Consider the following 18,540-nt stretch of genomic DNA (forward strand, 5'->3'; position numbering starts at 1 on the left):
AAGCACGGTAACGTGTGGAGGTGACCGGTACTAATAGGCCGAGGGCTTGTCCTCAGTTGCTCGCGTCCACTGTGTCGGTTCTGAAACCACGAACAGCCCCATGTGCCACACATGGTGCGGCGTTCACAGTTTCATAGTGTTTCGGTGGTCATAGCGTGAGGGAAACGCCCGGTTACATTCCGAACCCGGAAGCTAAGCCTTACAGCGCCGATGGTACTGCAGGGGGGACCCTGTGGGAGAGTAGGACGCCGCCGAACAATTCTTGAGAAAACCCCGCACCGTTTCGGTGCGGGGTTTTTCTGCGCTCCGCGCGTACCTCCCACCCCTCTGCACCGCGGCGCGAACCATGCGGGTAAGGTCAGGGGGCATCGTTGGCTCGTTCTCCGCAGGAGGCCCCCGGGTGGAGGTCCAGGAGACCCGTGTCCAGACGGACCGGGTCCTCACCATCCCGAACATCCTCAGCATGGCGCGTCTCGTCGGCGTGCCCGTCTTCCTGTGGCTGATCCTCAGGCCCGAGTTCGGCGGGCCGAACAGCGACGGCTGGGCGCTGCTCGTGCTCGTAGCGAGCGGCGTCAGCGACTATCTGGACGGCAAGCTGGCCCGGCGCTGGAACCAGATCAGCAGCCTCGGCCGGCTCCTCGACCCCGCGGCCGACCGGCTCTACATCGCATCCACGCTGGTCGGCCTCACCTGGCGCGGGATCCTGCCGCTGTGGCTGACCGGCGCACTGGTGGCCCGTGAGCTGGTCCTGCTGGTGATGGTGGGCATCCTCAGGCGTCACGGGTATCCGCCGCCCCAGGTGAACTTCCTGGGGAAGGCTGCCACCTTCAACTTGATGTACGCCTTCCCGCTGCTGCTTCTCAGTGACGGAACAGGATGGATCGCGTCACTCGCTGCTATTTTCGGATGGGCGTTCGCCGGGTGGGGTACAACCCTGTACTGGTGGGCAGGAGTTCTCTACGTGGTCCAGGTCCGCCGCCTTGTCCAAGCGGATGCCAAGGCCGGTTGAGCTCGCCGATCGGCGGCCGCAGTGGCTCGATGGCCCGCGCAGGGAAACTGCGGGACAATCTAGACGGGTGAAGTCGGCTGGACCGTCGTCTCTTAGAGGAGGACGCTTCCGACATGAAGGCCGTCGTAATGGCCGGAGGCGAGGGCACACGCCTTCGCCCTATGACCTCGAGCATGCCCAAGCCGCTCCTGCCCGTGGCCAACCGCCCGATCATGGAGCATGTACTGAGGCTGCTCAAAAGGCATGGGCTCAACGAGACCGTCGTCACGGTTCAATTTCTCGCCTCACTGGTCAAGAACTATTTCGGTGACGGCGAGGAGCTCGGGATGGAGCTCACCTATGCCAACGAGGAGAAGCCACTCGGTACCGCCGGGAGTGTCAAGAACGCCGAGGAAGCGCTCAAGGACGACACCTTCCTCGTAATTTCCGGTGATGCGCTGACCGACTTCGACCTCACCGATCTGATCAATTTCCACAAGGAAAAGGGTTCGCTGGTCACCGTCTGTCTGACCCGTGTGCCCAACCCCCTGGAATTCGGCATCACGATCGTCGACGAAGAGGGAAAGGTCGAGCGATTCCTCGAGAAGCCGACGTGGGGTCAGGTCTTCTCGGACACCGTGAACACGGGCATCTATGTCATGGAACCCGAGGTCTTCGACTACGTCGAGCCCGATGTGCCCGTCGACTGGTCCGGCGACGTCTTTCCGCAGCTGATGAAGGAGGGCAAGCCGATCTACGGCTATGTCGCGGAGGGCTACTGGGAGGACGTCGGCACCCACGAGAGCTATGTGAAGGCGCAGGCCGACGTCCTGGAAGGCAAGGTAGACGTCGAGATCGACGGCTTCGAGATCTCTCCCGGCGTATGGGTGGCGGAAGGCGCGGAGGTGCACCCCGACGCCGTGCTGCGCGGCCCCCTCTACATCGGTGACTACGCCAAGGTCGAGGCCGGCGCAGAAATCCGTGAGGACTCCGTCGTCGGCTCGAACGTCGTCGTCAAGAGCGGGGCGTTTCTGCACAAGGCCGTCGTGCACGACAACGTGTACATCGGCCAGCACAGCAATCTGCGCGGCTGCGTGGTCGGAAAGAACACCGACATCATGCGGGCGGCCCGGATCGAGGACGGCGCCGTCATCGGCGATGAATGCCTCATCGGTGAAGAATCGATCGTGCAGGGCAATGTCCGGGTCTATCCGTTCAAGACCATCGAGGCCGGCGCGTTCGTCAACACCTCGGTCATCTGGGAGTCGAGGAGCCAGGCGCATCTGTTCGGCGCCCGTGGCGTGTCCGGGATCCTCAACGTGGAGATCACCCCGGAACTTGCGGTTCGGCTGGCCGGCGCCTATGCCACGACGCTGAAGAAGGGGTCGACGGTCACCACGGCCCGCGACCACTCCCGCGGCGCGCGTGCGCTGAAGCGTGCGGTCATCTCCGCGCTCCAGGCCAGCGCCATCGACGTACGCGACCTGGAGAACGTACCGCTGCCCGTCGCCCGGCAGCAGACCGCGCGAGGCAGCGCGGGCGGGATCATGATCCGGACGTCCCCCGGTGTGCCGGACTCCGTCGACATCATGTTCTTCGACGGACAGGGCGCCGACCTGTCGCAGGCCGGGCAGCGAAAGCTGGACCGGGTCTTCGCGCGGCAGGAGTACCGGCGAGCCTTCCCCGGTGAGATCGGGGACCTGTACTTCCCGTCCAGCGTCTTCGACTCGTACACCGGCTCGCTGCTGCGGAGTGTCGACACCTCGGGGATCGCCGAGTCGGGCCTCAAGGTCGTCGTGGACGCCTCGAACGGCAGCGCCGGCCTCGTCCTGCCGAGCCTGCTCGGCAAGCTCGGTGTGGACTCACTGACGATCAACCCCGGTCTCGACGAGTCCCGGCCCACGGAGTCCGCCGAGGCCCGGCGCTCGGGGCTCGTGCGACTCGGTGAGATCGTGGCGTCGTCGCGTGCGGCCTTCGGTGTGCGGTTCGACCCCGTGGGCGAGCGGCTGTCGCTCGTGGACGAGAAGGGGAAGATCGTCGAGGACGACCGGGCGCTGCTGGTGATGCTCGACCTGGTGGCCGCCGAGCGGCGCAGCGGGCGGGTGGCGCTGCCGGTGACCACCACGAGGATCGCCGAGCAGGTGGCGGCGTACCACGGGACGCAGGTCGAGTGGACGACCACCTCGCCCGACGACCTCACACGCGTGGGCCGGGACGAGTCGACCATCTTCGGCGGAGACGGGCGCGGCGGTTTCATCGTGCCCGAGTTCAGCAGCGTCTTCGACGGGACGGCCGCCTTCGTGCGGCTCATCGGACTGGTGGCCCGCACCCAGCTCACCCTCAGCCAGATCGACGCGCGGATCCCGCGGGCGCACGTCCTCAAGCGCGATCTCGCGACTCCCTGGGCCGTGAAGGGGCTCGTGATGCGCCGGGTCGTGGAGGCCGCAGGGGACCGCTTCGTCGACACGACCGACGGCGTGCGGGTCGTGGAGACGGACGGGCGGTGGGTACTGGTGCTGCCCGACCCCGCCGAGGCCGTCACGCATCTGTGGGCCGAGGGCCCCGACGACGCTTCCGCGCAGGCACTGCTGGACGAGTGGTCGGCGGTCGTGGACAGCGCCGGACGGTAAAACACCCACCACGCGCGTGTGCCGGACAAGTGTCCCCAAGGGGGCCTGTCCGGCACGCGGGCGGGGCCGTTCGGAGGTATCGCGCACGACGTGCGACGATGTGCGGCATGCCGCAGCCGCCCCCCGTTCGGAGCACAACCACGCGACCGTCGCGTCCGGACGCCTCCATGTCGTTGCTCACCAACGTCATGGACCACAGCCTCGACGACGGATACGCCGAGGCCGCCGCCCGGAAGGCCGGCGGCCCCGGTGGTATGCCCCGGACTGTGCGGGCCAAGCTCGGTCTCGCGGCCGGGCTTGTGCTGGCCGCCCTCGTGGTGACCGTGGGCGCCGCACAGGCCCGCATAGCGGCCCCGACGGTCGCCAAGGAGCGTCAGGAACTCATCGACCGCATCCAGCGGGAGACCGCGGCCGCGGACAAGCTCGAGGCCACGGTCGACAAGCTGCGCGACGACGTGAGCGCACGGCAGCGCGCGGCCCTGAAGAGCGACGGCGGAGACGACGACCTGGTGGGCATCCTGTCGGGCGCTGTCGCCGTCCACGGCCCCGGAGTGAAGCTCGTCGTGAACGACGCGAAGGAAGCCACCACGGGCGGTGGCGGCAATCCCCGCGAGACCTCCGGCTTCTCCGACACCGGGCGCGTACGCGACCGCGACATGCAGCGCGTCGTCAACGGGCTGTGGGAGTCGGGGGCCGAAGCGATCGCGATCAACGGACAGCGGCTGACGGCCCTGTCGGCGATCAGGGCCGCGGGCGACGCGATACTGGTGGACAACAGGCCGCTGGTGCCGCCGTACACGGTGCTCGCGGTGGGGGACGGGCAACGGCTGAGCACCCGGTTCCAGAACAGCGCCGACGGGCTGTACCTTCATGCGCTCCAGCAGAACTACGGGATCCGGACAGGCATCTCCACCGAGGCCGACGTCCGGCTGCCCGCCGCACCAAGTGTGATCGTACGTACAGCACAGCAGAGCACAGGGAAGGGCACATCGTGATCGCCGTACTGGGCCTCGTCGTCGGAGTCGTGGTGGGCCTGCTGGTCCGGCCCGAGGTTCCGGCGGTCGTCGAGCCTTATCTCCCGATCGCCGTCGTGGCGGCGCTGGACGCCGTGTTCGGCGGACTGCGGGCCATGCTCGACGGCATCTTCGACGACAAGGTCTTCGTCGTGTCGTTCCTGTCGAACGTGGTGGTGGCGGCGCTGATCGTGTTCCTCGGCGACAAGCTGGGGGTGGGCGCGCAGCTGTCGACCGGTGTCGTGGTCGTCCTGGGCATCAGGATCTTCTCCAACGCCGCGGCGATCCGCCGTCACGTGTTCCGGGCGTGAGGCCGATGAGCAACGACGACGCGACCCCCGGGCGGGAGCAGCACTCCGGGCGCGAGCCGGGGCCCGGGCAGGAACGGGAGCCCGAGCGCGAGCCGGGGCCCGGGCAGGAACGGGAGCCCCGGCCCGAGCGCGAGCAGGGTGCCGAGCACCGGCTGCGCAGGGAACTTCCGCAGGAGGTCCCCGCCCCGGCTCCCGGGACTCCGCCGGGACCCGAAGCGGTCGAGGACTCCGAGGCAGCGCTGACCGGCCGTCAGCGTCTGGCGAGGGAGCTGTGGCCGCCGCGGGTCGGCCGGGCCCAACTCATCGTCGCTCTCCTGCTGTTCGGCCTGGGCTTCGGCCTGGCCGTCCAGGTCGCCTCCAACAGCGAAGGAAGCAGTGCCCTGCGCGGCGCACGCCAGGAGGATCTTGTGCGCATCCTCGATGAACTGGACGACCGCACCCAGCGTCTTCAGGACGAGAAGCAGGGTCTCCAAGATCAGCAGGCCGAGCTGGAGAACAGCTCGGACCGTGCCGAGGAGGCCCGCAAGCAGACCGCCGAGAAGGAGAAGCAACTCGGCATCCTTGCGGGCACGGTGGCGGCGCAGGGACCCGGCATCACGATGACCATCGGGGACACGAAGGGAACGGTCCAGGCGGACATGCTGCTCGACGCGATCCAGGAGCTGCGCGCGGCCGGTGCCGAGGCCATCGAGGTCAACGGGGTCAGGGTCGTCGCCGGCACCTATCTGTCGGATTCCGGGAAGAGCGTCAGCGTCGACGGGAACAAGATCACCCAGCCCTATCGTTTCAAGGTCATCGGCAAACCGCAGGACCTCGAGCCGGCGCTCAACATCCCCGGAGGTGTGGTGCAGACCCTGGAGAAGGAGCAGGCCACCGTCGCCGTGGACCGTTCGACGAAGATCGTTGTGGACGCCTTGCGAGCGGCGAAGCAGCCTGACTACGCTCGGTCGTCCTCCCAGTGAACCGGCGGTGCATGGGGCCCATCCGACGAGGGCATCAGGTTGCGGGGGGTCGGCGCACCGAATGGGTGGTGCGTGGTGGAAACTGTCTGGTGGATACGGACGTTGTGAGGATGTCCGGATCGGCCGGTGTATGCAATCAGGGTTCGTCCTGCCCCACGGGCGGGTCTGTTTCGGTCAAGGGGAATCGCCCGTGAAGTTGTTTGCGAAGTTGTTCGGCAAGAGCGCGCGAGAGGGCAGCGGCGGCGCGGCTGCCCGACATCGCGCACAGCCGCAAGACGCGGAGGGTCAGCGCCCGCTGTTCCGGGACCAGATCACTGGTCCGGGTGGTGACATTTCCGGAGGTCAGGGCGCGCCGTCTGTTGACCCTGGTGCGTCCGGCCCCATAGGTTTCGGGGACATGTCGGCCCTGGTGTGTACGAGGTGCGGCCACCGCAACGCGGAGAACAGCCGCTTCTGCTCCAACTGCGGCGCGCCGCTTCGGCCCGGGGCGGTTCCGGAGCGTGCGTCGGAGACGACGTCCACGATCTCCATTTCCGGTCTGGAGGCGTACGACGCGGAGGCGACCGGCCAGACGGTCTTGCCCACGCTCTCCCCGGAGGCGCAGGCCGCGGTCGACGCGCTGCCGTTCGGCTCGGCGCTGCTGGTGGTGCGCCGCGGCCCCAACTCGGGCAGCCGTTTCCTGCTGGACAGCGATCTGACCACGGCGGGGCGCCATCCGCAGAGCGACATCTTCCTGGACGATGTGACGGTGTCGCGACGCCATGTGGAGTTCCGCCGCGGCCCCGACGGTTCGTTCACGGTCGCCGACGTCGGCAGCCTCAACGGCACGTACGTCAACCGTGAGCGCATCGACCAGGTCCTGCTCCACAACGGCGACGAGGTGCAGATCGGCAAGTACAGGCTGGTCTTCTACGCCAACCAGCGGGGCATCTGACCCTCCCGCCGACTCCGTCCGGGGGGACTCCCAGGGAAGGTCCCATGCTTCACACACCGAGCGGCGGTGCCGACAGCGGCACCGCCGCCCCGGACAGCGGGCTGATGAGCATCGGCACCGTGCTGAACGTGCTGCGCGAGGAATTTCCCGAGGTCACCGTCTCCAAGATTCGTTTCCTGGAGTCGGAGGGGCTCATCGAGCCGCAGCGCACCCCGTCGGGGTATCGAAAGTTCAGCGCACGGGACGTCGAGCGCCTCGGCCAGGTGCTGAGGATGCAGCGGGACCACTATCTGCCGCTGAAGGTCATCCGTGAGCACCTGGACGCCCTGGAGCGGGGCGAGGAGGTGCGGTTGCCGTCCTTGGGCCGTCCGCGTGACACCGGTGACGGAGAGCTGCTCGGGGACCTCCTGAGTGAGCCCGAGGCCGCTCCGGCCGCGCGGATCGCCCGCGAGGAGCTGATGGCGGCCGCCGGGATCAGCGCCGAGCAGATCGCGGAGTGGGAGTCGTATGGCCTGGTCACGCCGTATATGGAGGGGCTGTACGACGCAGAGGCCGTCACCGTGGCCACTCTGCTGGCCGAACTCGGCCGGCATGGGATCGAGCCGCGCCATCTGCGGGTGATGAAGGCGGCGGCGGACCGCGAGGCGGGCCTGGTGGACCAGGTGGTGGCACCGCTGCGGCGCCACCGCAACCCGCAGACCAGGGCGCACGCCGAAGCCCGCACGAAGGAGCTGGCCGGGCTCGCGGTGAAGCTGCACGCGGCGCTGGTGCAGTCCGCGCTGGGTGTGCGGCTGTCCTGAACCGGCGCGTTCGCCGAGGGCGGATCGCCCCGCCGTTCTGTGCCCGACTACCCAAACATCCCGACCACGGCCTAGGGTTGCTGTGTGAACGAGCTCGATGTCGTAGGTGTCCGGGTCGAGATGCCCTCCAACCAGCCGATCGTGCTCCTGCGTGAAGTGGGAGGCGACCGCTACCTCCCCATCTGGATCGGCCCCGGGGAGGCGACGGCGATCGCGTTCGCCCAGCAGGGCATGGCCCCCGCCAGACCGCTGACGCACGACCTGTTCAAGGACGTGCTGGAGGCCGTCGGTCAGGAGCTCACCGAAGTACGCATCACGGACCTGCGTGAAGGCGTCTTCTACGCGGAGCTGGTCTTCGCCAGCGGCGTCGAGGTGAGCGCCCGCCCGTCCGACGCCATAGCGCTTGCCCTGCGCACCGGGACGCCGATCTACGGCAGTGACGGGGTGCTGGACGACGCGGGCATCGCGATCCCGGACGAGCAGGAGGACGAGGTCGAGAAGTTCCGCGAGTTCCTCGACCAGATCTCTCCGGAGGACTTCGGTACGAGCAGCCAGTGACGGGGCCCTTAGGGACCTGTCGGACGGGGCGTGTGGGCCGAGGGGTGGCTGCGCGTGTGCGCGGCGAGCGTGGTCGGGAAGCAGAGGGCCGTGGAGTGCGTGGGATACCAGGCGCTGAAGCGTGGAGCCGCGCCCGGACGCTCAGGCTCGCCGAGGAACACCGAGTACGCGCAGCTCCGGTCGAAGGCGCGTACGCCGTCTCATGATCCGCGGCCAGGGCATTCGGCTAGCCTTTCCCCGCGGAAGGGCACGGGAAACCACTCGCAGGGTGATTATCACTCGGCGTGCCGAGTGTGGCGATCGTTGACGCACCCCCGGTGACTGCCTACCGTCGAGAAGGCAGGTCAAGGACGGAGGTCGGCGTGAGAAGCAGCGGCGGCGGCACGGCAGGGGGTGCCCCCGGACGCGGTCTGGGGGAGAGCGGCCCGTACCCTCCCTCAAGCTCTCGGCTCCGTTCCAGCGGGGGGTATCCCCCTCATGGTCATGCGTCCGGCTCCCCCTCCCAGCTGCCCGCGGCCGTGCCGGGGGACGCCGGGGCGGCTTCCGAGCACAACGACATCGGCTATCGAGGCCCCACGGCGTGCGCCGCCGCGGGCATCACCTACCGGCAGCTGGACTACTGGGCCAGAACGGGTCTCGTCGAACCGAGCGTGCGACCCGCCTACGGGTCGGGGACTCAGCGTCTGTACAGCTTCCGGGACGTCGTCGTCCTCAAGATCGTCAAGCGGTTCCTCGACACCGGTGTGTCCCTTCAGAACATCCGCACCGCCGTCCAGCACCTTCGGGAGCGCGGCTTCCGTGACCTGGAGCGGATGACGCTCATGAGCGACGGCGCGACGGTGTACGAGTGCACCTCGCCGGACGAGGTCCACCAGTTGCTCCAGGGCGGACAGGGCATCTTCGGCATCGCCGTGGGCGTCGTGTGGCGGGACGTGGAGAACGCGCTGTCGCAGCTGCACGGGGAGCGGGTCGACACCGGCGAGACGATCGTCGGCCACAATCCGGCGGACGAGCTGGCGCGACGCCGCAATCGGGCCGTCTGAGACGCACCGCGGTCGCCCCGCCGCATTGTCAGTGGCGTAGGGCAGCATCGGAAATGTGAGAACCGCGCCCACGATCCTGCATCTCGACATGGATGCCTTCTACGCCTCGGCGGAGCAGGCGGCCAAGCCGAGCCTGCGCGGGAAGGCCGTCGTCGTGGGCGGACTCGGGCCGCGCGGGGTGGTGGCGACGGCGTCGTACGAGGCTCGTGTCTTCGGCGTGCACTCCGCGATGCCGATGGCCCAGGCACGCAGGCTCGCGCCGAACGCCGCGTATCTGGTGCCGCGCTTCGGTTTCTACCGGCAGATCAGCGAACAGGTCATGGGACTGCTGCGGGCCTTGTCGCCGCTGGTGGAGCCATTGAGCCTCGACGAGGCGTTCGTGGACCTGGAGGCCGGGGGAGTGGCCTGGGACGAGGAGTCGGCGCGCCTTGTGGGAGTCGGACTGCGCGCGGACATCCGGTCGGTCACGGGACTGACGGGCTCCGTGGGACTGGCCGCCTCCAAGATGCTCGCGAAGATCGCCTCCGAGCAGGCCAAACCGGACGGCCTGGTGGTGATCCGGCCCGGCACCGAGCGGGCGCTGCTCGGGCCGTTGCCGGTGCGCACGCTGCCCGGGGTCGGGCCCGCCACCGGGGACCATCTGCGGCGGGCCGGGATCACCACGGTCGACGAGATCGCCGAGGCGGGGGAGGACGAACTCGTCAGGCTGCTGGGCAAGGCCCATGGGCAGGCGCTGTACGCGATGGCCCTGGCCAGGGACGAGCGGCCCGTCGTGGCGGAGCGGGAGGCCAAGTCGGTGTCGGTCGAGGACACGTACGACGTCGACATCCACGACCGGGTCCGGGTCGGCCTGGAGGTGCAGCGGCTCGCGGACCGATGTGTGCGGCGGCTGCGGGACGCCGGGCTTTCGGGAAGGACCATCGTGCTGAAGGTGCGCAGATACGACTTCTCGACCCTGACCCGCTCCGAGACCCTGCGCGGACCGACGGACGACCCGGCGGTGGTGCGCGAGGCGGCCGCGCGCCTGCTGGAGTCCGTGGACACCACCGGCGGGGTCCGGTTGCTCGGCGTCGGCGTCAGCGGGCTCGCCGACTACACCCAGGAGGACCTGTTCGCCCAGGCGCATCTGGCCGCGGGGGAGCCGGCGGCCGGGGAGCAGCCGGAGGCGGAGGCCACCGCCGTGCCCTCCGCGGAGGAGCCGGCGGTACCGGCCGAGCCGGTCTGGCGTGCCGGGCAGGATGTGCGGCACACCGACCACGGGCACGGCTGGGTGCAGGGCAGCGGTCTGGGCCGGGTGACCATACGGTTCGAGACCCCCGACTCCGGGCCCGGGCGCGTGCGTACGTTCCGTACCGACGACCCCGGGCTGGAGCCGGCGGATCCGTTGCCCCTGGTGCCACGAAGACCCGAGGCCGCCGAGACGCGGTCGACGCCGGGGGCCCGCGGGGCGTGAGGAGTCCGCCCGGCCGTGGCGTGCCCGGGCCGGAGGAGTCCCGCGCTCAGCTGCCGTCGGACTCCGCGAGCCGCCCGAAGTCGCGGTCCGGCGGCGCCGGCGGCGGGGCCACATCGAGGCCGTAGTGGTGGTAGAGCTGCAGCTCCTGTTCGGGGGAGAGGTGCCGGCCGACGCCGAAGTCGGGCGCCTCCTTGATCAGCGCACGTTCGAAGGGCACGTAGAGCGCGCCCTCGACGAGTCGGCTGGGCTCCAGCGGCACGAAGGCGTCCCTGCTGAACAGGCCCGTCCGTATGGCCGCCCACTCCGGCACTCCGGTCGCGTCGTCGAGATAGACCTCGTCGATCGTGCCGATCTTTACGCCATTCCGGTCGAACGCCTTGCGGCCGATAAGATTCCGCGGATCGATGTCGGTCTGCACGGTCCCTCCAACTGGTCGCAACACATCCGTAGCTCTACAAAAGAGCACATTCAGCACGGCGGCCACTCGAAGACTGTCTTGTTGTGTCCGCTGGTAGTCTGGCAAGCGGCTGCTGACCCCGTGCGGGAGAGCCCTTCGGAGGGATCCGAAGGCGCCGAAGGAGCAAACCCTCCCCGGAAACTCTCAGGCACACGTACCGCACGGACGAGGTCACTCTGGAAAGCAGGGCGGGCGCCGACGGCTCCCGCTCTCACCGACGGTGAAAACCGGAACGCCTTCGCGCGGACCGGTGAAGCTCTCAGGTCGAGATGACAGAGGGGGAGGCCGTCGGGGTACCCGCGCCGGGGTGCCCCTCGAAGGTCGCGTCAGACCAGGAGGCCTCCGCAATGACCGCCCATCGCACTCCGCTCTCCGAGCTCGAGCAGGGAACGCCCTTCGAGCAGCGCCACATCGGGCCCGACCAGGAGGCGCGGGCCAAGATGCTCGCGCACATCGGCTACGGCTCGCTCGACGAGCTCACGGCCGCAGCGGTCCCGGATGTGATCAAGAACGCCGACGCCCTGGACCTGCCGGGCGCGCGCACCGAGGCAGAGGTGCTGGCCGAGCTGCGTTCGCTCGCCGACCGCAACCAGGTCCTCGACTCCATGATCGGTCTGGGCTACCACGGCACCTTCACGCCCCCGGTGATCCTCCGGAACGTGATGGAGAACCCGGCCTGGTACACCGCCTACACCCCGTACCAGCCGGAGATCTCGCAGGGCCGGCTCGAGGCGCTGCTCAACTTCCAGACCATGGTCGCCGACCTCACCGGCCTGCCGACCTCCGGTGCCTCGCTGCTCGACGAGGGCACGGCCGCCGCCGAGGCGATGGCGCTGTCCCGGCGCATGGGAAGGAACAAGAAGGGTCTCTTCCTGGTCGACGCGGACGCGCTGCCGCAGACCATCGCCGTGATCCAGACCCGTGCGGAGCCCACCGGCGTCGAGGTCGTCGTCGCCGACCTCAGCGACGGAATCCCGGCCGAGGTCGCCGAGCGGGAGATCAACGGCGTACTGATCCAGTACCCGGGCGCCTCCGGTGCCGTACGCGACATCCGGCCTGTCATCGAGCAGGCCCACAAGCTGGGCGCGCTCGTCACCGTCGCCGCCGACCTGCTCGCGCTCACCCTGCTGACCTCCCCCGGTGAGCTGGGCGCCGACATCGCCGTCGGCACCACCCAGCGTTTCGGCGTGCCGATGGGCTTCGGCGGCCCGCACGCCGGCTACATGGCGGTGGGCGAGAAGTTCGCCCGGAGCCTGCCCGGCCGTCTGGTGGGTGTCTCCGTGGACGCGGACGGGCACAAGGCGTACCGGCTCGCGCTCCAGACGCGGGAGCAGCACATCCGCCGTGAGAAGGCGACCAGCAACATCTGCACCGCCCAGGTGCTGCTCGCGGTGATGGCCGGCATGTACGCCGTCTACCACGGGCCCGAGGGCCTGCGGACCATCGCGTGGCGCACGCACCGCTACGCCGCGATCCTGGCCGCGGGCCTCACCGCCGGCGGGGTCGAGATCGTCCACGGCTCCTACTTCGACACGCTGACCGCGCGGGTGCCGGGCCGGGCCGGCGCGGTGGTCGCCGCCGCCCGTGAGCGGGGCGTGAACCTGCACCTGGTCGACGCCGACCATGTGTCGATCGCCTGTGACGAGACGACCGGGCGGGCCCAGCTGGGTGCCGTCTGGACCGCGTTCGGGGTCGAGGGCGATGTCGCCGCGCTCGACGCGACCACCGAGGACGCGCTGCCGCAGGCGCTGCTGCGCACCGACGACTACCTCACGCACCCGGTTTTCCAGGAGCACCGCTCCGAGACCGCCATGCTGCGCTATCTGCGCAGGCTGGCCGACCGCGACTACGCGCTCGACCGCGGCATGATCCCGCTGGGCTCCTGCACCATGAAGCTCAACGCGACCACCGAGATGGAGCCGGTCACCTGGTCCGAGTTCGGGCAGCTGCACCCCTTCGCGCCCGCCGAGCAGGCGCAGGGCTACCTCACGCTCATCGGTGAGCTGGAGCAGCGGCTCGCCGAGGTCACCGGCTACGACAAGGTGTCCCTCCAGCCCAACGCCGGTTCGCAGGGCGAGCTGGCCGGTCTCCTCGCGGTGCGCGGCTACCACCGTGCCAACGGCGACGACCGGCGCACCGTGTGCCTCATCCCGTCCTCCGCGCACGGCACCAACGCCGCCAGCGCCGTCATGGCCGGTATGAAGGTCGTCGTCGTGAAGACCGCGGAGGACGGCGAGATCGACGTCGAGGACCTGCGCGCCAAGATCGAGCAATACCGCGACGAGCTCGCGGTGCTGATGATCACCTACCCGTCCACGCACGGTGTGTTCGAGGAGCACGTCGCCGAGATCTGCGCCGCCGTGCACGAGGCCGGCGGTCAGGTGTACGTCGACGGCGCCAACCTCAACGCCCTGGTCGGCCTCGCCAAGCCCGGCCACTTCGGCGGCGACGTCTCGCACCTCAATCTGCACAAGACCTTCTGCATCCCGCACGGCGGCGGCGGTCCCGGCGTCGGCCCGGTCGCGGTGCGCGCGCACCTGGCGCCGTACCTGCCGAACCACCCGCTGCAGCCCGCGGCCGGTCCGGAGACGGGCGTCGGCCCGATCTCGGCCGCCCCGTGGGGCTCGGCGGGCATCCTGCCGATCTCGTGGGCGTACGTCCGGCTCATGGGCGGCGAGGGCCTCAAGCGGGCGACGCAGGTGGCGGTGCTCTCCGCCAACTACATCGCCAAGCGCCTCGAGCCGCACTACCCCGTGCTGTACACCGGACCGGGCGGGCTGGTCGCGCACGAGTGCATCATCGACCTGCGCCCGCTGACCAAGGCGACGGGTGTGAGCGTCGACGACGTCGCCAAGAGGCTGATCGACTACGGCTTCCACGCGCCGACCATGTCGTTCCCGGTCGCCGGCACGCTGATGATCGAGCCGACCGAGTCCGAGGACCTCATCGAGCTGGACCGGTTCTGCGACGCGATGATCGCCATCCGCGCCGAGATCGAGAAGGTCGGCTCGGGCCAGTGGCCCGCCGAGGACAACCCGCTGCGGGGCGCCCCGCACACCGCCGCGGCGCTCGGCGGCACGTGGGAGCACGCGTACACGCGCGAGGAGGCCGTCTTCCCGGCCGGCGTGTCCGCCGCGGACAAGTACTGGCCGCCGGTGCGCCGCATCGACCAGGCCTTCGGCGACCGTAACCTGGTCTGCTCCTGCCCGCCGCTGGACGCTTACGAGGAGTAATCAGCGTCGGACATGCGTCGGGGCCGGTTCGGAGCGTTCGTCTCCGGCCGGCCCCTCGTATGACGGGGCGGTGTCCGCCCCTTGTGTCACGGGGCGGTTCCCTGCCCCGTGGTGCGCCGCTCAGGCGGCCGTCATCACCTGGTCCGTGCCCAGCGGGCGGTGCGGGGCGATGATCTGGCCGTCGGGCAGAAGCTCACCGGTGTCCTCGAAGAGCAGAACGCCGTTGCACAGCAGACTCCATCCCTGCTCCGGGTGGTGCGCCACGAGTCGGGCGGACTCCCGGTCGGCGGATTCGGCGGTCGGGCACGGTGGCTGATGCTGGCACATGGTGGATGGGATCTCTCGCTCTGACGTAATGGGTGAGATGGCTGTCGTGTCTGTCCTGCGGCTCGTCGCGTCGTTCATGGCCGCCCCCCGTTGGCGATACGTACCGGAACCCAGTGTTGCCTCACGGCCGTCGGTCCGCAGGCATTTCGCTGTACTGGCTCTCACAGGTTCATGACGCGTCACCCGCGCGGACGGTTCAGTCCAACTCCCCGTTCCTTCGGGTGGTTTCCGATGGCCGGAAGGGGCTAGTCCGTGTGGGTCGCCCGGCGCGTCGCCCTCGCCCCTGGGTGCCTCAGAGCGGTTTGACGGCCAGAAGGGTTTCGCGAGTTCGGTGCGCTGCCAGGAGGTGAGCCGGGCGCGGATGCGGTCGGTCTGGCCGCCGAGGGTCATGTTGCCGGCGATGAGGAGGCCGCCCGGACTCAGCGTCGCGGTCAGTGCGCCGACGGCGGCAGCGGTGGGGGCGAAGCCGTGGAAGAAGGCGATGTCCGCGCTCGTTGTGGCGACCGGGGGAAGGATGTCGCTGCCCTCGCCGGTGTGCAGGGTGACACGGTCGGCCAGGCGCCGGCGGGCCAGGTGGAGGGGCAGTAGCCGCATCCGTGCTGTTCGAGGTGGGCGAGGGTGGCGGCCCTGATGTCTCCGAAGCGGTCGCGGGCGGGAGCCTGGGTGGCGGCGGCGCGCCCGCCGGGGCGGCGGGAGCGGCGGGAGGTGGTCATACGGGCTTTCCGATCGCGGGGGCCCCTGGTGGACTCCGTGCAGGACAAGCTGAGACCCGTCCGGGGCCGAGGGGCCGGTCGGGCAGGTCCGGCCCCCGGCGCCGACGCTCCGGAAGCCGCAGCGGAGCCCGGGAGCCGAAGCCCGCGCGAGTGTGGTGTGCGTCGGCGCATGCACGCAACGTGCCCCGCGGCCGTTTCCGGCGGCGGGGCACGAGTCGGGGGCGGGCGGGTCGGTGTCTATGCGGGCGAGCCGAGCAGCGGGGCCGGAGTCATCCGCAGAGTGAGCACCGGCAGCAGGTCGGCGACGCGGTGCGGACGGTGGGCCGCGATGCCGGGCGGGGCCGGGGCGAGCGGAACCAGGAGATCGGTCGGGGCCGGGGAGCCCGTCGCGCCGTCGGCCGAGCAGTCGCCGTGCAGCCACAGGGTGAGCATGTACAGCGTCGGCACGGACAGCAGCCGGGCCTGGTAGGGCTGGGTCACCGCCTCCGCCTGGCGCAGGGCCTGTTCGGTGGCGGCGATGTAGGGGCCCTCGAAGAAGTGCGAGAAGGCCCAGCCGTCAGGGGTCAGCATGGTCTCGGCGGCGGCGACGGATCGGTCTCCGCAGCGGACGAGGAAACGCCACCCCGCGAGCCGGGTCGCCCACGCGCCCGCGGGGGTGATCCGGTCCAGTACGTGCACGGGCAGCGGAAGTTCGGGTGTCGTCGGGCCCTGGGCGGCTCGCAGGGACGGGGTACGAGCCTCCTGGACCGCGGTGGGGGAACCGAGTGCCGTGAGGACGGAACGGAGAGCGGGCGGGGGTGCCGGGGGGACATGCAGCAGCATGGTGGGTCGCCTCTCATTCGACAGGCACGGTGGCGCTGGGGGGCGGGGCGGGGCGGGAAAGGCGGGCGGACAGTGCTGTCAGCTCTCGGGGTCAGAGGAGCGGGGGAACTGTGCCCGGACGAATGGAGGCGCTTTGACGACAGGGCTCAGGACCGCGCGCACCAACTCTCTCTGCCCCGTGCGGAAAGTTTATACGACACATGTTCATGCAATGTTTCGTCTAGTCGTCCGACGTATGACGACAAGGGGATATCCGGTCGCTGATAAGCGGTATTCGTCCCGATACGGAGCGAGGCCACCGGTCGCCACCTCGGATGACTCGCCCGTAGCGGTCGGCCGGTTCTCGTCGGCGTTTTTCACGACATGGTTGCGCAGTGAAACTTCCTACTGCGACATGCCCTGGGAATGTGCCCGGTGATACTGCCCGCCCAGCCTAGCGGGTGGCGGCCGCACGCGAGGACGTTATCGATCGCGTAGCCGGGGCATCATCCACCGTGACCCGGGACAGCAGCGGCCGGAACGCCGGCCTGCCCATCTTAGGAGGGACGTACCCGATGGGAGAGAAGGTCGTGGCAGGGCCATTCGACCTGTCCGATCGTCAGCGCTACCGCGACAAGCTCAGGCAGTGCCTGACGGGACTTGCGCGACTGCTGGAGGAGAAGCGGTTCGATCGTCCGAAGAACCTTGTGGGTCTGGAGATCGAATTGAATCTCGCCGGGCCCGACGGCATGCCGAGAATGATGAATGCGGAAGTGCTGGAAAGGATTGCCAGCCGAGATTTCCAAACAGAACTCGCCATGTTCAACCTGGAAGTCAACATCGCTCCACACCGGCTGGGCGGCAGGGTATTCGACCGGCTTGCCGAAGAGCTGCGCACCTCGCTGGCCTATGCCCACCGGAAAGCGAACGAGGTCGACGCCGGCATCGTGATGATCGGCATTCTGCCGACGCTCGGCCGTGATGACCTGGTCTCCTCCAACCTCTCCGCCGTCGACCGGTACACCCTGCTCAACAATCAGATCATGGCCGCCCGCGGTGAGGACTTCACCCTCGACATCGAGGGGGTGGAGCGGCTTGTGTGCACCTCCCGTTCGATCGCGCCCGAAGCCGCCTGTACGTCCGTCCAGTTGCACCTCCAGGTGACTCCGGCCCGCTTCGCCGACGTCTGGAACGCGGCGCAGGCGGTCGCGGCGGCACAGATCGCCGTAGGCGCCAACTCTCCCTTTCTGTTCGGGCGTGAACTGTGGCGCGAGTCCCGGCCGCCGCTGTTCCAGCAGTCCACCGACACCCGGCCGCCCGAACTCCAGGCGCAGGGGGTGCGGCCGCGCACCTGGTTCGGCGAGCGCTGGATCACGTCGGCCTACGAACTCTTCGAGGAGAACCTGCGCTACTTCCCGGCGCTGCTGCCGATCTGCGACGACGAGGACCCCCTGCGCGTCCTCGACGAGGGCGGCACGCCCAAGCTCGCCGAACTCGTCCTGCACAACGGCACGGTGTACCGCTGGAACCGGCCGGTGTACGGCGTCGCCGGCGGTGTCCCGCATCTGCGGGTGGAGAACCGGGTGCTGCCCGCCGGCCCCACCGTCACCGATGTGATCGCCAACGCGGCCTTCTACTACGGCGTCGTCCGCGCCCTCGCCGAGGATGCGCGGCCGGTGTGGACGCGACTGCCGTTCGAGGCCGCCGCCGCCAACTTCGACGACGCCTGCCGCTACGGCATCGAGGCGCGACTGCTGTGGCCGCGGCGCGGACGGTACGGCGGCACCACCGAGGTGGAGGCCGTGGACCTGGTGCGCGACGAACTGCTGCCGCTGGCCGCGGCGGGGCTCGACGCGTGGGGGGTCGAGCCGGCCGACCGGGACTTCTACCTCGGTGTGATCGAGGAGCGGTGCCGGCTCAGGGCCAACGGCGCGACCTGGCAGGCCGCCACCTTCCACCGGGCCCTGGCGCAGGGGCTCGACCGGGACGCCGCGCTGGCCGCGACGACCCGGCGGTACGGCGAGCTGATGCACGCCGGTGAGCCGGTGCACACCTGGCCGGTCGGGTTGCCGGAACCGGTGCTGCTGGGCTGAGCGGTGACTCCCGTCCCCGGCCGTACGCCCGGCCGGGGACGTCGAGCGCTCCGGGCCGGCCCCCTGTTGAGTGCGTGCCGTGAAGCACCCGTATGGCAGAGCAGGAGGGAAGCGGGTACGCCCCGAACGACGTCCGTTCCCCCTACGGCCGGTCGCGCACGATCTTCGTCGTTTCTGCCGAGGCCCTGGCGGGGCGAAGATGGGACGAGGCGGGATCGCTCATG

15 protein-coding genes, 1 rRNA gene and 1 riboswitch are annotated in these 18,540 nt (G+C 69.6%); of the genes, 13 read left to right on the forward strand and 3 right to left on the reverse strand.

Annotated features, from left to right (window positions below; genetic code table 11):
* The first annotated feature begins 140 nt into the window (after window positions 1–140).
* From rrf to ABZ876_RS24255, 11 genes are all read left to right on the forward strand, one after another.
* Window positions 141–257: ribosomal RNA gene (gene rrf, locus ABZ876_RS24205) — 5S ribosomal RNA — on the forward strand.
* Between the two features lie 143 nt (window positions 258–400).
* Window positions 401–1,009 (forward strand): CDP-alcohol phosphatidyltransferase family protein, encoded by a 609-nt coding sequence (locus ABZ876_RS24210; RefSeq protein WP_361784846.1) that lies wholly within the window; start codon window positions 401–403, stop codon window positions 1,007–1,009.
* A gap of 113 nt (window positions 1,010–1,122) precedes the next feature.
* Window positions 1,123–3,618 (forward strand): mannose-1-phosphate guanyltransferase, encoded by a 2,496-nt coding sequence (locus tag ABZ876_RS24215; protein WP_361784849.1) that lies wholly within the window; start codon window positions 1,123–1,125, stop codon window positions 3,616–3,618.
* A 98-nt stretch (window positions 3,619–3,716) separates the two neighbouring features.
* Window positions 3,717–4,613, forward strand: a complete 897-nt coding sequence (locus ABZ876_RS24220) for a DUF881 domain-containing protein (protein ID WP_361784852.1) — start codon at window positions 3,717–3,719, stop codon at window positions 4,611–4,613.
* Window positions 4,610–4,942 carry a small basic family protein gene (locus ABZ876_RS24225; RefSeq protein WP_019708255.1) on the forward strand — a complete coding sequence of 111 codons (333 nt, stop codon included), beginning with the start codon at window positions 4,610–4,612 and terminating at the stop codon, window positions 4,940–4,942. The genes ABZ876_RS24220 and ABZ876_RS24225 overlap by 4 nt, the downstream gene beginning before the upstream one ends.
* Window positions 4,943–4,947: 5 nt before the next feature.
* Window positions 4,948–5,904, forward strand: coding sequence for a DUF881 domain-containing protein (locus ABZ876_RS24230; protein ID WP_361784855.1), 957 nt, complete (start codon window positions 4,948–4,950; stop codon window positions 5,902–5,904).
* A gap of 61 nt (window positions 5,905–5,965) precedes the next feature.
* The gene (locus tag ABZ876_RS24235) at window positions 5,966–6,838 is read left to right on the forward strand and encodes an FHA domain-containing protein (RefSeq protein ID WP_361784858.1); all 873 of its coding nucleotides are present in this window, start codon (window positions 5,966–5,968) and stop codon (window positions 6,836–6,838) included.
* Between the two features lie 44 nt (window positions 6,839–6,882).
* Window positions 6,883–7,638, forward strand: a complete 756-nt coding sequence (locus ABZ876_RS24240; RefSeq protein WP_361784861.1) for a MerR family transcriptional regulator — start codon at window positions 6,883–6,885, stop codon at window positions 7,636–7,638.
* Window positions 7,639–7,722: 84 nt separating this feature from the next.
* Window positions 7,723–8,196 carry a bifunctional nuclease family protein gene (locus ABZ876_RS24245; protein WP_004002801.1) on the forward strand — a complete coding sequence of 158 codons (474 nt, stop codon included), beginning with the start codon at window positions 7,723–7,725 and terminating at the stop codon, window positions 8,194–8,196.
* A gap of 362 nt (window positions 8,197–8,558) precedes the next feature.
* A complete protein-coding gene (locus tag ABZ876_RS24250) occupies window positions 8,559–9,239 on the forward strand; it encodes a MerR family transcriptional regulator (protein WP_361784864.1) in 681 nt (226 codons plus the stop codon).
* A gap of 55 nt (window positions 9,240–9,294) precedes the next feature.
* The gene (locus ABZ876_RS24255; protein ID WP_361784867.1) at window positions 9,295–10,692 is read left to right on the forward strand and encodes a DNA polymerase IV; all 1,398 of its coding nucleotides are present in this window, start codon (window positions 9,295–9,297) and stop codon (window positions 10,690–10,692) included.
* A gap of 46 nt (window positions 10,693–10,738) precedes the next feature.
* Here the strand turns inward: ABZ876_RS24255 and ABZ876_RS24260 are convergent, their stop codons facing one another.
* Window positions 10,739–11,110, reverse strand: coding sequence for a PRC-barrel domain-containing protein (locus ABZ876_RS24260; protein ID WP_361784870.1), 372 nt, complete (start codon window positions 11,108–11,110; stop codon window positions 10,739–10,741).
* 113 nt (window positions 11,111–11,223) lie between these two features.
* A riboswitch (glycine riboswitch) is annotated at window positions 11,224–11,319 on the forward strand.
* A gap of 177 nt (window positions 11,320–11,496) precedes the next feature.
* On the opposite strand from ABZ876_RS24260, the gene gcvP reads away from it, so the two are divergent.
* Window positions 11,497–14,382 carry an aminomethyl-transferring glycine dehydrogenase gene (gene gcvP, locus ABZ876_RS24265; RefSeq protein WP_361784873.1) on the forward strand — a complete coding sequence of 962 codons (2,886 nt, stop codon included), beginning with the start codon at window positions 11,497–11,499 and terminating at the stop codon, window positions 14,380–14,382.
* Between the two features lie 120 nt (window positions 14,383–14,502).
* Here the strand turns inward: gcvP and ABZ876_RS24270 are convergent, their stop codons facing one another.
* On the reverse strand, window positions 14,503–14,709 hold the full coding sequence (locus tag ABZ876_RS24270; RefSeq protein ID WP_103840200.1) for a DUF5999 family protein: 207 nt from the start codon (window positions 14,707–14,709) through the stop codon (window positions 14,503–14,505).
* A 950-nt stretch (window positions 14,710–15,659) separates the two neighbouring features.
* Window positions 15,660–16,244, reverse strand: coding sequence for a hypothetical protein (locus tag ABZ876_RS24275; RefSeq protein ID WP_361784877.1), 585 nt, complete (start codon window positions 16,242–16,244; stop codon window positions 15,660–15,662).
* Window positions 16,245–16,798: 554 nt separating this feature from the next.
* Here ABZ876_RS24275 and ABZ876_RS24280 point away from each other — a divergent pair.
* Window positions 16,799–18,316 (forward strand): glutamate-cysteine ligase family protein, encoded by a 1,518-nt coding sequence (locus ABZ876_RS24280; protein WP_361784880.1) that lies wholly within the window; start codon window positions 16,799–16,801, stop codon window positions 18,314–18,316.
* Window positions 18,317–18,540: the final 224 nt, after the last annotated feature.

Source organism: Streptomyces sp. NPDC046931, from assembly GCF_040644655.1.
Taxonomy (GTDB): Bacteria; Actinomycetota; Actinomycetes; order Streptomycetales; family Streptomycetaceae; genus Streptomyces.

Bases quoted from the DNA above. Each gene is read 5' to 3' on its own strand.
- ABZ876_RS24220 (WP_361784852.1), top strand. From the start codon at position 3,717: ATGTGCGGCATGCCGCAGCCGCCCCCCGTTCGGAGCACAACCACGCGA.
- ABZ876_RS24235 (WP_361784858.1), top strand. From the start codon at position 5,966: ATGGGTGGTGCGTGGTGGAAACTGTCTGGTGGATACGGACGTTGTGAG.
- ABZ876_RS24270 (WP_103840200.1), bottom strand. From the start codon at position 14,709: ATGTGCCAGCATCAGCCACCGTGCCCGACCGCCGAATCCGCCGACCGG.
- gcvP (WP_361784873.1), top strand. From the start codon at position 11,497: ATGACCGCCCATCGCACTCCGCTCTCCGAGCTCGAGCAGGGAACGCCC.
- ABZ876_RS24230 (WP_361784855.1), top strand. From the start codon at position 4,948: ATGAGCAACGACGACGCGACCCCCGGGCGGGAGCAGCACTCCGGGCGC.
- ABZ876_RS24275 (WP_361784877.1), bottom strand. From the start codon at position 16,244: ATGCTGCTGCATGTCCCCCCGGCACCCCCGCCCGCTCTCCGTTCCGTC.
- ABZ876_RS24280 (WP_361784880.1), top strand. From the start codon at position 16,799: ATGGGAGAGAAGGTCGTGGCAGGGCCATTCGACCTGTCCGATCGTCAG.
- ABZ876_RS24240 (WP_361784861.1), top strand. From the start codon at position 6,883: ATGCTTCACACACCGAGCGGCGGTGCCGACAGCGGCACCGCCGCCCCG.
- ABZ876_RS24215 (WP_361784849.1), top strand. From the start codon at position 1,123: ATGAAGGCCGTCGTAATGGCCGGAGGCGAGGGCACACGCCTTCGCCCT.